Genomic DNA, 14,762 nt, shown 5'->3' on the forward strand with positions numbered 1-14,762 from the left:
GTCGAGCCGCGCAACGCTCGGCCCCGACCGCTCGGCTCGCAATGACAAACGGGGAGTGGCTATTCTCCACAAAACCCTCTGCGCCCTTCGCATCCTTTGCGCCTTTGCGTTTGCATCCTCTGCGCCTTTGCACCCTTAGCGTCTTAGCGTTGACCGCCTTTGTGATTGCCCTCACCCCGCAAAACAATACACCCCAAACGCCACTAACCGCACTTCTTCCCCCAACCCGCGCCGCTCGCGAACGAGCGGGAAGAGACCGAGGATATCCTCGCCGAGACGTTGGGTGGCAATGAAGCGGCTCGGCAGCGCACCGAGATTGACCACGCCAACCAGACTGCGCTCGCCGAGGGTGCGGCGGATGGCGAGTACATCGCCGGGGAGTGCGCTGAACGGTTGCCAATCGATCACGCCATGGCGCAGCGCCGGTTCGCGCCGCCAGAGGTTGAGCAGGCGCGGCAAGAGATGATGATCGGCAATCTCTTGCCCATTCCAAATTGCCGGCGTCAAGCCGCTGAACAGCATCACGGCCCATAACGCCTGCGCCAGCCGCGAGCCGCGTAAGCCGTCGGCCAGCGGGTTACAGTCGGCGGTATCGTGCATTTCGAGAAAGCCGATGCGGTAGGCGGGAGGGTAGAGTTCAGCGTAATCAGCTTGATAGGCACACCATTCAACCGGAGTGATCCGGCGCATGGCGAGGTGAATCAGCATGTGATGGCTGGGATAATCGAACCAGCCGCTGGCACATTGGGCCGAGCGCGGCCCGGACAGGGTGCAGAGAACGGTCAGATGTGGGCGCGCGGCAGTGATTTCGCTCACGGCTTGGGTCATCAATGCGGCGCCGGCACTGGCCCGCAACGGTGGCCGGCGGATCCACGCCGGGGCAGCCGGGTATGGCGCCACCAACCGCAACCCGTCAAGCGCAAAGTGATCGACCTGCGCAATCACCCATTGCTGCCAGTACAACCGCCAATCGCTGCGCGTCCAGTCGAAATGGGAGCCGCCAGCCGGCAACGCTACGCCGGGATGGCGCGCCGCTGCCGGAGCATCAGGTGGAATGCCGATTGCGAACGCGCCAGCGTCGTCGCGCACAAACCATTCGGGGTGTTCGTTGAGGTAGCGCGAGTCGGGGGCGCAGCCTTGCATCGCCACATCGAGCAACACCCGCATCCCATACTGATGGGCAGTTTCGATCAGGCGGCGAATGGCCTGCTCATCACCACAGGCCGGATCGATCCGTTCGAGATCACTGATCAAGTGCGGTCGCTCGCCAACTGCATGCCACGGCAACAGGCAGAGCGTATCAACCCCTAGCGCTACCAATTCCGGCAGGTGCGCACATAAGCCATCTGCGCCGCTGTATTGGCGCAGATCGGCGATATACAGCACAGCATCGCGCAGCCATGCTGCCGGCTGCTGTGGCAATGGGGTCAGCGCACGGTAAACGGCTAACGCCGCTGGCCACGGTTGGGCGATCAACGCGATGTGTTGCGGCCCGACCGTTAACCGCTGATCAGAACGCAGCCAGCTCGCGACCGCAACCTCATAGGCTAACGACACCGCTTCGTGACCGCCTTGCACGTAGGGCAGCGCCGCTTCATCATCACCGGCATACCAGCACAGCAGGGTCAGCGATAGTTCGTCGTTCCACAACGCCATCACCCCCGCTCCCTGCGTTGGCGCTGGCTCGAAGGCGCTGCCGCCCCGCAAACCCGGCGCAAAAAAGCGGCGCGGGAGAATAGTGCGATCTTGCGTCGCCGCAATCGCCAGCGGCGCGCGGGGCCGCACACTGTTGCCCGGCGCCTCGAAGAGGCAATGGTTCGATTCGCCTACCCGGGCATGCGGTACTACCAACCGCACACCGTAAAGCCGCAAATCATCGCTACTGACATTCTCGATCTCGATCCAACGCTTGATAGCATCGCATCCGATCTGGTAATGGTCAAAGATTTTGAGCGGGCCGAGCCCAACGATGATCGTCATCACAAGCTGATCATCGTTGGCGCTCAGCCGATGCCACAGATAGCGGGCAAAAGTGCGGCTGGTGATCCAATTCACCGGCCCGTCCAACGCGACATCAACTCCGGCGATCGCCGGGCCATGCCCCAGAACATTCAAACTGTCATGGCGTTGGAGATGGATCAATGCGCCGCTGTCGGTTGACCAGCCAAGCGTGTAGTTGTTGGTGCGGAGAATGATGTGATCGGACTGTTCAGAGAGTTCGTAACTCATGCAGCAACCGGTGTCGCCGGCAGAGGGTTCTGAGTTGGCGATATGTGTGCGACGCTCACGCACGCATAGTGGAGAGATTATAACACGAAGCGTCGAGACTACTCTGCTGCAGCCTCGCTCTGCGCACGACGTTGGTTATCAAATCTTCCCTTTGCTTTCGTTGGACGCAATGGTACACTTACACCGTAAGTAAACAACGTTTATTTTTACGAGTACTGCAATGCCGCGCCCACCCAAAACCCAACAGATGCCTAATCTGCCGGCAGTTATTAAACAAACTGCGTGGCAGCAAATCGCCGAATACGGCGCTCCGGCGCTGAGTCTGCGCGCAATTGCCCGCGCCATCGGTATTACCGCCCCAGCGATCTATAACTACTATCCTGACCGCGATGCGCTGGTGACGGCACTGATCATCGATGCGTACACCTCGTTTGGCGATGCCCAATTAGCCGCGCGCGACGCAGTTCCGGCTGATGACCTCGTTGGCCGATTGCATGCCACTGGCATCGCCTACCGGCAGTGGGCGATCACTTACCCGGAACGGTACCAACTCATCTTTGGCACGCCGATTCCCGGTTATGTCGCGCCGGTCGAGCAGGTGCTGCCGGCGGCGGCGCGCGCGTTGAGCGCGCTGGTGAGCGTGATCGAGGCATTGCGGCTGGCGGGCCGGTTACGCGCGCCGCGGCTCCCTGCGATTCATCCGGCTTATCAACCGATGTTCGCGCAGTGGCAGCGTTACGGCGGCCACTGCGATCCGCAGAGTTTCGCGCTTGCGATTGTGATTTGGGCCCGCGTTCACGGCTTCGTCTCGCTTGAAATCGGCCATCAGATCCCGCCGTTTGGCGCCGATGGCGTGGCATTGTACCGGTACGAACTTGATCGCATTCAGCACCAATTTGTGGCCGCTTCAGCGGAGGGCGATACAATAGGAGATTGGGGTTTAAGGGCAGACAGAACCCATGAGCGCAGATGTGGTTAAAGGCTTGAAGATGCACCCGTGTCCCCTCACCCCCAGCCCCTTGCCCACTGACGCGGAAGAGGGGAGCGTCGAGCTAAGCGTTGAGGCATCACACAGTGATCAATCGTTGTGCGCTGTCGAATGTTCTGTCCGCCCCTCAAGTGATTGGGGAGGAGAATCGTGATGAATACGGTAATCTTAGACGGTTCCGCTGCCGGTGACCACCGCGGGGAACGGGTGAGGCAGGCGATCCTTGATCAGCTTGCGGCCCACCACCATGATACCCGCATCATTACCCTCCGCGAGCATAAGATTGGCAACTGCGCTGGCGATTTCTTCTGTTGGGTGCGCAACCCCGGCCAGTGTATCGTGGCCGATGACAATCGCGCGATTGCGGCAGCTATGATGGCGGCTGATCTGGTGGTGTATTTAACACCGATTACCTTCGGCGGGTATAGTTCGCTGCTCAAGCAAGCGGTAGATCATCAGATTCAGAATATCGCCCCCTTTTTCGTCACCCTCAACCATGAAACCCACCACGAGCGGCGCTATGAGCGTTACCCCAGCTTACTGGCGATTGGCTGGCAAGCCGAGACAAACTCGCGCCGCGAAGCGATCTTTCGCCATCTTGTCTGGCGCAATAGTCTCAACTTTTACGCACCCGCAACCCACTGCGCGATTGTCACCGGCGATCCGGCAGAAGCCGAACTCACCGCGCAGATGGCCGCTGCCCTCGCAACCATCGCCCGCATCGAGACGATGAGTGCGCCGGACTTGCCAGCGCTGCCAGTCAGCGTTGCCTTCGACAGCCCGCCACGCAATGTCTTGCTATTGGTAGGTAGTCCCCGCATGCGCAACAGCACGTCTCATTCGCTGGGTGAGTATCTGATGCAACAACTCGCCACGCGCGGCGTCGCCACCAATACTGCATTTCTCTACACCACGCTCGGCCAGCCGGCCAAGCTGCAAGCGCTGTTCGACCAACTCGACAACACCAATCTGATTGTGCTGGCCTTCCCGCTCTACATCGATACACTTCCCGCGCCGGTGATCCGGTTCCTCGAACTGCTCGCTGCTCGTCCTCGTCCAGCCCGTCCCCAGCGCTTTGCCGTGATCGGCAATTGTGGCTTCCCCGAAGCGCACCAGCTCGCAAATGCGCTAGCGATCTGCGCCGAGTTTGCCCAAACCGCCGGCTTCGCTTGGCAAGGCGGGTTGGCGCTCGGCGGCGGTGAGCTGGTGCATGGCGATCCGTTAGCTGGTATGGATGGGAGAGCGATGCCAATCCGTGCAGCGCTGGCGCTGGCGGCTGAAGCGTTGGCGCAGGGACAACCCATCCCCACTGCCGCTCAAGACCGGCTGAACCGGAATTTCGTCCCGGCGTGGCTCTACCGGCTGGTAGGCAGTGCCGGCTGGCATCTGCAAGCTATGCGGTGGGGCGTTCACAGCGAGCTATACCGGCAACCGTACCGCGCGAAGTGAGGGGATAGTACCCCACCCCTTGCTCCTCCCCCGCTGGGGGAGGGGAAGCCCTCACCCCCTGCCCCATTTTGCCAGAGCTATGTCGGTGCCGCCAAGCTAGCGGCTCCCCCTCGCTCACCGTCAGGGGGAGAGGGGGTTGGGGGGTGAAGGGGTGTTTTGCCCCCACCCCTTGCTCCTCCCCCGCTGGGGGAGGGGAAGCCCTCACCCCCTGCCCCATTTCGCTAGAGCTATGTCGGTGCCGCCAAGCTAGCGGTTCCCCCTCGCCCACCGTCAGGGGGGAGAGGGGGTTGGGGGGTGAGGGCTATGCCAAAGCCGCACAGCGCGCCAAGACGCAGAGACGCTGAACGCAAAGGCACGAAGGACGCAGCGGATGCAAAGGGTTTTTGGGGAAGCGCCCCTCCTCCTTTGTCATTGCGAGCCGAGCGGTCGAGGCCGAGCAGCGCTCGGCCCGCCGGGAGGCGAAGCAATCCCCCGCGAACACGGGAACAACCGCTGCTGGCCTTGGGTTCCGCCACACTAGGGCTAGCGTGTCGTTCCCAGCAAGGCAGCGCATCCGCCTCACCGAGAGATTGCTTCGGGCGCTGCGCGCCCTCGCAATGACAGGTGGGCGCGCCGCCGTTCCCCACACGTCATTGCGAGCCGCCTTCGGCAGCAAAGCAATCCCCTGCGAGCGCGAGAGCTATGCCTAAGCTGGTTGGTTCCGCTACAGCGGGAGATTGCTGCGGTCGGGCAGCACCCAGCCGTGCTGAGTGCTGCCCCTCCCTCGCAATGACAATCGGAAAGTGGAAGATTGCTGCGGTCGGGCGGCTCCCAGCGTGGTTGGGCGCCGCCCTCCCTCGCAATGATAATCGGAAAGTGGGAGATGGTGTCCCCTCACCCCCTGCCCCTCTCCCCCTCGCGCGGGAGAGGGGCGCTGCTCTGTTCCGCGTGAGCAGTGCCTCTCCCGCTTACCCGGTCGCTCCCCCTCTCTCGCCGAAAGGTGGGAGAGGGGGTTGGGGGGTGAGGGCATCAGCCCGCGCAGCGGGCTTCGTAACCCTAGCCCGGCCCTGAAGGGCCGGGTTTCCTGCCCAGCTATGCCTGAACTGGTTCGTTCCGCTATCGGGGAGACTCTACGCCATACACCTGCTTACACTGCAATCTGCTCAGCAGCCGCATGCGCAGCAAATGCCAGTATCGCCGGCCAATCCCAACCTTGCCAGAGACCATAGACCACGCCGGCGCGGAAGATGTCGCCAGCGCCGGTGGTGTCGGCGACGATCTGGGCTGGCGGCGTTATCGCGTGCCATTGGCCGGCCACCAACACGCGCGCCGGCTGCGAACCAGCCGTTACAAAGACCGGTGCGCCACGCACCCGATGTAGCGCCGCGGCCCGTTCTGGCAGGTTGGAGCCGAGCAACGCCGCCGAGGTGACAATCACATCGGCAGCCTGCGTGAGTGGCTCGGCTGGATCAAACGCATCGCCAACGACAACAAGCCGATCAAGCTGGCGCGCGGCTTGCGCAACTTCTGCGGTATGCAGACCGTAACGGCTCACACTGACGATTTGGGCCGCGGCTATTGCTGCCGGCGGCGGCGGCGCGGCGGTAGTTCCCTCCCGGAGGGCAATGATCGTGCGTTCGCCATCAGGTGTGATGTGGATGTGGCAAATGGGGGTAACGGTGCGCATATCACGTTCGACATGCGCTGCTAGTTTGAGCGCATGCAACTCCGCCGCCACTACCTCACCCGCCGGGTCGTACCCCAGCCGGTCGCCATAGAGATGCAGCGGCACGCCCCATCGCGCTAACGCACGCGCCTCGTTGAGCGCATTGCCGCCCGCTGACCAAGCGCTGCGCAAGGCATGCACACCGCTGCCCGGCGTGGGCCAGCGCGGCATCCAGATGCGCAGATCGGCGCAGATCGAACCGTAGCAGAGAATGGGGGACATAGGATCGGGAATAACGGAGGGACGACGCAAACGCCGCCCCTCCGCCGTTATCACGCACCCGCCGGCGCCGGTGAGGGCTGGCCGCGGTTGTTGTTCGCGTGCGATCCGTTCTGATTGCCAGCCGGCGTTGGCATCCGGCTGAGCGCGATCCGCAGCACTTCATCCATTGACGAGACCGGGATAAGGTTCAGCTCACGCCGCACCTTCTCCGGCAGCTCGCTGATGTCTTTAGCATTCTCTTTCGGCAAGATGAAGGTGCGGATGCCGGCCCGGTGCGCGGCTAGCGTCTTCTCTTTCAAGCCACCGATGGGCAACACCTTGCCGCGCAGCGTCACCTCGCCGGTCATCGCCACGTCGCGCCGCACTGGCGTACCGGTGAGCGCGCTCACCAACGCCGTCGTCAGCGTAATACCCGCCGAAGGGCCATCCTTCGGCACCGCCCCTTCAGGGATGTGAATGTGAATATTCGTCTCCTCGAAGGTATTGGGATCGATGCCAAAATCGGCGGCGCGCGACCGCACATAGCTGACCGCCGCTTGCGCGCTCTCTTTCATCACCTCGCCGAGCTGGCCGGTTAGTTGCAACTGGCCCTTGCCCTTAAACGGCAACACCTCGATGCTGAGAATATCGCCGCCGGCGCTCGTCCAGGCCACACCGGTCGCCACACCGACTTCATCCTGCTCTTCGACCATCCCGAAGGTGAAGCGCTCAGGGCCGAGGTACTTGACCACCGCTGCTTCGTCGATCACCACCTTCGGCGGCGCCTCGCCGTTCGCTTCGGTCTGCTCGGCCACCTGCCGCGCCACCTTGCGGCAGAGGCTAGCGATCTCGCGCTCGAGGCTGCGCACGCCGGCTTCGCGGGTGTATTCGCGAATCAGCTTCAAGATCGCACCCTCGGTAAACTCGATCTGCTCCGTTTGCAAACCGTGGAATTCGCGCTGCTTGGGAATGAGGAAGCCGCGCGCAATTTCCAATTTCTCATCCTCGGTGTAGCCGCTGATCTCGATGATCTCCATGCGATCGCGCAGCGGCAGCGGGATCGGTTCGAGCTGGTTGGCGGTAGCGATGAAGATCACCTTGCTGAGATCGAAGGGGATCTCAAGGTAGTGATCGCTGAACGCATTGTTCTGCTCAGGATCGAGCACCTCGAGCAGGGCCGAGGTCGGGTCGCCGCGGAAGTCGATCCCGATCTTGTCTACCTCGTCGAGGATGTAGACCGGACTCTTCGACTTGACGTTCTTCATCGCCTGAATAATCCGTCCGGGCAGCGCGCCGATATAGGTGCGGCGATGGCCGCGAATCTCGGCTTCATCGCGCACACCGCCAAGGCTGGTGCGGACAAACTTGCGGCCTAACGCGCGGGCAATGCTACGACCGAGACTTGTCTTGCCTACACCGGGAGGGCCAACGAAACAGAGGATCGGTGAGCGCAGCTTGTCGCCGGCCAGCTTGCGCACGGCCAGATATTCGAGGATCCGCTCCTTGACCTTCTCGAGACCGTAATGGTCGGCATCGAGCACCTTCTGCGCCTCGGTGATGCTAATTTCAGGCAGCTCTTCGTCGGCCCACGGCAACGAGAGGATCCAGTCGAGGTAGGTGCGGATCACCCCCGCCTCAGGGTTGTTCATACCCTGCTGGGCCAACCGCTTGAGCTCGTGCAACGCCTGATTCTTAACGTACTCCGGCGCATTCAATTCGTGAATCTTCCGGCGCAGATCGTCGATCGGATCATCGCCTTCTTCGTCTTCACCGAGCTCACGGCGAATGACCCGCAACTGCTCGCGCAGGAAGTATTCGCGCTGGCTCTGGTCGAGCACCTCTTTGGTATCTTGCTGGATCTTCACCCGCAGCTTGAGCAGCTCAAGTTGGCGCGCCAAGACCAGATACGCCTTGCGCAAGCGCTCGACCGGATCGAGCGTGTTGAGGATTTCTAGACGATCTTTGAAGTCGAACGCCGGCCCCCACGTCACGATGTCGGCCAAATGGCCCGGACGGTCAATGCGATGGACGAATTGCACCGCCTCTTGCGGCACCTCGCCGAGATGCTCGACAAACTCGTCAACCTGCTGCTTGACCGTCTCCATCAGCGCTTCGACTTCGAGACCGGTGACGACCGGATCGGTCACTGGCCGGCAGCGCACCCGGTAGAAGGGGGTAATCTGCACCGCTTCGATAATCTGCGCCCGGCTCTGGCCCTCTAGGATGACGCGCGCCGTGCCGTCATTCAGCTTAGCGAACTCTTGCAGTTGGGCAATCACGCCGATTGGCGGCAAATTCTGCGGTTGGTTGCTCTTATAGCCTTCGAGCTGATGCTCACGCACAAAAATCAACAACACATCGCGATCTTCATCCCAAGCCCGTTCCATAGCGCGGTAGGACTTCCCCTGCGGCACCTGCAACGGGATGGTCATGTGCGGCATAATCACCATCTCGCCGAGCACCACCATCGGCAAGCGGCGCTCAGGCGCTTCAAATTGCTCTGCTTGCTCTTCAGGCACATCGTCAAACAGTGACATTAGCTCATTCATAGGTTCGGTATCTCCTACGTTCAGAGTGAACGTTGCTCCTGCGGTTTAATCGGCGGCAATGGGCAGCATTGGCGCTTGAAATTGCAGTTCGTACAGCCGGGCATACATCCCGCCGCGGGCCAACAATTGGCGGTGGGCGCCCGCTTCGACCACTTCACCCGCCACCACGACGACAATCCGGTCAGCCCGCTGCACAGTGCTCAGCCGGTGGGCAATCACAATGCTGGTACGACCGGCCATTAACCGTTCCAACGCCTCTTGCACGAGCCGCTCGCTTTCGCTGTCGAGCGAACTGGTCGCTTCGTCAAGGATCAAGATGCGCGGATCCTTCAAAATAGCGCGCGCGATCGCGATCCGCTGCCGTTGGCCGCCGCTCAGACGCACGCCGCGCTCGCCAACTGGCGTATCGTAGCCTTCCGGCAACTGGCAAATGAACTCGTGCGCGTTCGCCATGCGAGCCGCTGCTTCCACATCGGCATCGCTGGCATCGAGCCGGCCATAGCGAATGTTGTCGCGGATGCTGCCGCTAAACAGCAGCGTCTCTTGCGGCACGATCCCGATCTGTTCACGCAGCGACCGCATCTGCACCCGGCGCACGTCATAGCCATCAATGAGGACGCTGCCAGCCTGCACGTCGTAAAAGCGCGGGATGAGGCTCACGATGGTGCTCTTGCCAGCGCCGCTCGGCCCGACCAGCGCCACCATCTCACCCGGCTCGATCGCCAACGAGAAGTTACGGAGCACGACCGGCGCGGCTTGACCATTCTCGGCCCACTGATAGGAGAACGACACCTCGTGAAACTCGACCCGGCCCTGCACTGGCGGCAGCGGGATGGCATCAGGCGCATCGGCCACCGCCGGCTGCTGGTCGAGCAGCTCGAACACCCGAGTCACCGCGCCGAGCGCCTCTTGCACTTGGCCGAAAAGGCCGGCAAACGAGCCCATCGATCCGGCGACCATGCCGGCGTAGAAGAGAAACGCCACCAGATCACCCGGCGTCAACAATCCCGCGCTCACCAGATAGCCGCCAATCACCAGCATGCCGATTAACACGGCCCACACCGCCAACGACATCGCCGGCTGGAAGAGCGCGCGCACCCGCGCCCGCTTCATCGCTGCAGCAAAGGTGGCCTCGATCGCAGTACGAAACCGTTCGATTTCATACGGCTCGCGCCCGAACGAACGCACCACCCGCACCCCGGCCACCGTCTCTTCGAGCACGCTGGTCGCGTCGGCCAGCCGATCTTGCACCGTGGTTGAGATCCGGCGCAGCCAGCGCCCAAAGACAACCGCAATCGCCACCAGCGTGGGCACCAGCACCAGCGCTAACCCGCTGAGCTGCCACGAAACCACGATCATCAAGACGACCGCGCCAACCAACTGGATCATGCCTTGCAGCAGCGTGGCCAGATTGGTTGTTACCGTCGTTTGAATCAACGTCACGTCGTTCGTAATCCGTGACGTAATCTCACCAGTGCGGCGCTGCTCGAAAAAGGCCAGATCCAGCCGCTGAAGCTGCTGATAGGCCGCTAGCCGCAGATCGGTCACTACCCGCTCACCCACAAACGTCAGGCTATAGGTCTGGATCAGACCGGCTACCGCCTGCCCAATCGCCACCAAGCCCAGCAGCAAGGCAATCTGCGCAATCGGCAGCGCCTGATCGCCGGTGATCAGATTGACGATCTGGCCGATGACCAACGGCATCACCAAGCCCAAGCCGGCGCCAATGACCATTGCAACCAGCGCAACCACCATCCACCCCCGGTACGGGCGGAGATAACCAAGTAGACGTTGCCAACTCGCGCCTTCCGGCAGCACAGGCGGGCGCGTCAATTGCAGCCGTAGTCGCATCAAGTATCACTCCTCGAACGAACGCAGACGTTGCCGCGGTTCGTTACGTCAAGCCAGCCTTCCCGTCTCACTCCGTTCGAGGGACCGCACCATACCGGCCAGCACCCCTTCCAACAATTCCAGCAATCGTTCCGCATCCGCCGAAGGCAAATGGCCAAGCGCCGCGTGGATCTGCTCGCGGCGGGCTTGCTTGATGGCGGCAATCATAGCAATGCCGCGCGCTGTAATCTGCACCATCACCTGCCGGCGATCGCGCTCGTGACGGGTGCGTTCGACCAGTTGCTTATCGAGCAGACGATCAATCACACCGGTGAGCGCCGCCGCTGACTGCTGCGTCGCTTCGGCCAGATCCGACATCTTGCATTCGCCGTTAGTTTGGGCCAGATGGAGCAGCGTGTAGAACTGGGTCAACGTGAGATTGAACCGGTCGTCGTCGAGCAACTGCACAAACTGGCGCTGCGCCAGCCAACTGATGCGCAGGATCATCTGCTCGATGGCGTCGAGCGTCGAGTGCTCGGTGGTCAGGTTGGGCAGTTCCGATTCGGCCATGCGTTGCCCTAATACTAGCGCGTATAGATATTCAACAATGTTGAGTATACCAGAAGCAAGCAACGTTGTAAAGGAGAAATATAGCGTGCGGCAGTCAAACTGCCGCACGCCAGAGAGCACTATGCCCTGAGAATTTCCGCTCCGGCGCGCTAGCCTCACACGCCACCAAGCACACCGGCGCGCGCTGCAAGAGCGGCAGCCAGATCGTGGGGTTGAGATCGAGCCGGTGCGCACCGGGAGTGCCCCAGATCGCCGAGCCGCGCACATCGCGACCGTTGACGCGGAAGGTGACCTTTCTGCCGGCTATGCCGCAGCCTGCGCTGCCCGGCTGAGCGGCGGCCACATCGATGATGTAAGCCGGCCTGCCGCCAATCAGTTGCACCTGCGCGCTGCCGCACACGGTACCGTTGATCAGCGCCTCGACGGTCTGGCCGGGGCTGAAGGTGATGGTATCGAGCGGCGCAATATAGCCGTAATAGGTCGTGGGCGGCTGCGGCAGCGCCGATTGCAGTGCGGCGCCAGCGAGTGACGCGGCGCCAGCGGAGCCGGCATCGGTGACAAAAACCCAATAGCCGCGCCCGAAGGCAAGACTGGTGAGCGTGTTGACCAGCGGGTCAAAGGCGGGGGGCACGGTCGGATCGTAGCGTTGCCAGCGGTTATTTGTCTCGTCGTAGCCGTAGACGATCCGGTAGTGACGGGCATCGGCATTGAGCCGGCTGAAGGCAGCCGGTGCCGTTTCGCCGGCCCACGGGTAGGCGAGCAGGTTCCAACCCAGCGCCGGGCGCAGGGTGGTGAGCAGCGTGTAAAAGCCCGCTCCCGCCGAATCGCCAGCCAGTTCGCGCCGCTCGCGATCGCGCCGGTAAACAGCTAGTTCGCGCCATGCTTGATCAGCCGGGTTGTAGGTAAAGATACTCAATCCGCCGGCAGTGCCGGGAGGCAGACTGGCTTCGTCATAACTCAGATTGATCGAGAAACCATTCAGGTTGGTAGCGCTTGCCCCGCTGAGCCAATAGCCCGAACCGACCTGCTCCGTCCACGGTGGTGGCGGCGCGGGTGCGCGGGTGGCCGCCTGAAATGAGAGCACATCTCCCGGCCCAAACACCCCTTCGAGATCGTAGACCAGTGCTTGCCCGTCGAGCGAAGCCGGCGCATCGTTGGGACAGGTTTGCAAGCGCGGGTTGCATAGCCGGCGTTGGCTGAGTACAGGCGATTCACCGCCGGCGATGCGCGGGGTATCTGCCGGGTAGTAGTACAGGCTCACATCAGTTACCGTTTCGCGGCGCGGCGCTGGCTCATCAACCCACAGGTGGAGGAGGGCCTGCTCGAAGGGCGCTGGCGCCGTGATGTCAGCTTGCGCAACCCTGCCGCTGAACGGCAAAGTGACGCTCGCCGAAGGCTGGCCGTCGAGCGGGAAGAGGCGAGCACGCAATGGCACGCTGATCCCATCCGCTCGTACTGTAACCCGAATACGCTGGCCATCGATCGGCTCGATCCGGATATCGGGCTGCCAATCAGGCCGTTCTGCGACCGTGAGGGTGGTCTGGCCGTTGACAATCGTTTCGACGCACCCCAAGCGACGCACCGCCGGCTCGAACAGGCAGAGCCGATCGCCGGGTCGCGCGCCGCGCGCTTCGAGCTGATCGCGCACTGGCGCACCCAGATCGATCAGGCGGTCAGTGACGCCATTGCGTTCATCATCGGCAAAGAGAAATCCGCGCGCGCTGCGATCTGGTTGCAGCCTGATCTCATCGCCGCCAAAGGCCAGCAACAGGCTGAAGGTGCTCTGGCGCACAGTGCGGGCCGGTTCAGCCAGCGGCATGTCGATCACTTCGGTGAGATTGGCCGGCAACGTATTGGGACCAGTGATCTCATTGAGGGTTGCTGGGCGGTGGGCGGCCAACGCCGGGTAAAATGTAACAATGGTATCCCAATCGGCCTGCCCGGTTTCGAGTTGCGAGAGGGTATTGGCGCAGAACCGTTCCCAATTGAGGTTGAAGGGGTGAAATTCCGACTCTTCTTCGCGGTAGGGATTGTTCATCGCACCGAGACAACCCTCGACGCCAACCAGCACCTTGCGCCCGCCCACCGTCGCAAACCCGATGTAGTTGTCTGACAGGAAGAATAGATAGTGGCCAAGCTCATGGGCGAGCGCCCGCGGCCAATCCTCACCGATTGCGCCCCAGCTAGCGCCGTACTGGTTCCACGTCGCGCCGATCCGCACCCGGCCCGGATAGAAGACCACCTCATCGCCATTGCCGTTGGTGGTGATGGTGGTCTGCTGCACCACGCCGCCGCGATCGGAATTGGGCCGCAACCGGTTGCTGGCGTAGACGCGCACATCGGCCAGATTCCAGCGTTCGCGGGTGTGGAAGATGCGCACCCGGCCTAACGCCGCTTGCCCGTTCGTCCAATCGTAGAGCAATTCAGAGGCGCGGCGCAGATCGGTGCGCAGTTGGGCGAGATAACCGGTATCGTTGCGCGCATCCCATTCGAGTGACACGTCAAGATCGAACAGTAGAAGCGGATTGGCTGCGCTGACGCTTAAGGCATTGGGCGCACTATCGCTCAGGACGGAAAATACCGGCGGATCGCCGGGAGCGAAGTTAGTGTAGTAGAGCGGGATCTCATTCACTAAGGCGCTGATGCTCCACGCCGTTAATGAACCGCCGTCAAAGGCAAAATTGTCTTCGATCACCAGTTGCCACACCCCGGCAATCGGTTCGCCGCGTAGTTGGTCAAGCGGATCAACGGCGCGAAAGACTGCACCGCCGGTTGGCGGGCAACTTACTCCCGGTGCGGTATCGGTGACGCGCAGCGCAAACCCATCGGCATCACCGCATGCTCGATCAACTAGCCGCACGGCAGTGCCCGCCGGACTGATTAACGTCATGGTGAGATCGCTCACGTAGGTATGGGTGCCGGTGATGGCAATGGTATCAATAAACTGGATAATCCCAGTTTGGGTAATGGTGAGGGTGGCGGTAATCCGATCAGGCCGGTCTGTGGCAATCGGGATGGGGGCATAGCTGCTGGCAAAGGTGCGCAATTCACCCACCGGTTGCAAGACGGCCACCGCATCGCCGTTATTGACGTAGCCGGTCAAGTTGGCATTGCCGCTTGCGTCTGCGCGCACGGGACGATCACTGGCAAGGATGGGATCGGCCAGCGCCGTGCTGCCGGCGGGTTGGCGGAAGAAGAGCGCGCCACGGGCCGGCGCGCCGCCGGCGCCGATGACGGCCAC

8 protein-coding genes are annotated in these 14,762 nt (G+C 62.2%); 2 read left to right on the forward strand and 6 right to left on the reverse strand.

Going from position 1 to position 14,762, the window contains the following annotated elements; genetic code table 11:
• Positions 1–171: 171 nt before the first annotated feature.
• Positions 172–2,229, reverse strand: coding sequence for an alpha-amylase family glycosyl hydrolase (locus tag U9R81_RS05685; RefSeq protein ID WP_322494546.1), 2,058 nt, complete (start codon positions 2,227–2,229; stop codon positions 172–174).
• Between the two features lie 220 nt (positions 2,230–2,449).
• On the opposite strand from U9R81_RS05685, the gene U9R81_RS05690 reads away from it, so the two are divergent.
• Both U9R81_RS05690 and U9R81_RS05695 read left to right on the forward strand, forming a co-directional pair.
• Entirely contained in the window at positions 2,450–3,208 is a 759-nt protein-coding gene (locus U9R81_RS05690; RefSeq protein ID WP_322494547.1) for a TetR/AcrR family transcriptional regulator, read from the forward strand.
• Between the two features lie 162 nt (positions 3,209–3,370).
• Entirely contained in the window at positions 3,371–4,666 is a 1,296-nt protein-coding gene (locus U9R81_RS05695) for an NAD(P)H-dependent oxidoreductase (RefSeq protein WP_322494548.1), read from the forward strand.
• Between the two features lie 1,126 nt (positions 4,667–5,792).
• On the opposite strand, the gene U9R81_RS05700 is transcribed toward U9R81_RS05695, so the two are convergent.
• From U9R81_RS05700 to U9R81_RS05720, 5 genes are all read right to left on the reverse strand, one after another.
• On the reverse strand, positions 5,793–6,623 hold the full coding sequence (locus U9R81_RS05700; protein ID WP_322494549.1) for a carbohydrate kinase family protein: 831 nt from the start codon (positions 6,621–6,623) through the stop codon (positions 5,793–5,795).
• A gap of 20 nt (positions 6,624–6,643) precedes the next feature.
• Positions 6,644–9,121, reverse strand: a complete 2,478-nt coding sequence (gene lon / locus U9R81_RS05705; protein ID WP_322494550.1) for an endopeptidase La — start codon at positions 9,119–9,121, stop codon at positions 6,644–6,646.
• A gap of 45 nt (positions 9,122–9,166) precedes the next feature.
• Positions 9,167–10,972, reverse strand: coding sequence for an ABC transporter ATP-binding protein (locus U9R81_RS05710; protein ID WP_322494551.1), 1,806 nt, complete (start codon positions 10,970–10,972; stop codon positions 9,167–9,169).
• Between the two features lie 48 nt (positions 10,973–11,020).
• Positions 11,021–11,521, reverse strand: coding sequence for a MarR family transcriptional regulator (locus U9R81_RS05715; RefSeq protein ID WP_322494552.1), 501 nt, complete (start codon positions 11,519–11,521; stop codon positions 11,021–11,023).
• Between the two features lie 94 nt (positions 11,522–11,615).
• Positions 11,616–14,762 (reverse strand): proprotein convertase P-domain-containing protein (locus U9R81_RS05720; RefSeq protein ID WP_322494553.1); only part of this gene is annotated, 3,147 nt, incomplete at its 5' end.

Origin of the sequence: Chloroflexus sp., from assembly GCF_034435895.1 — a bacterium.
In the GTDB taxonomy this organism is placed as follows: Bacteria; Chloroflexota; Chloroflexia; order Chloroflexales; family Chloroflexaceae; genus Chloroflexus.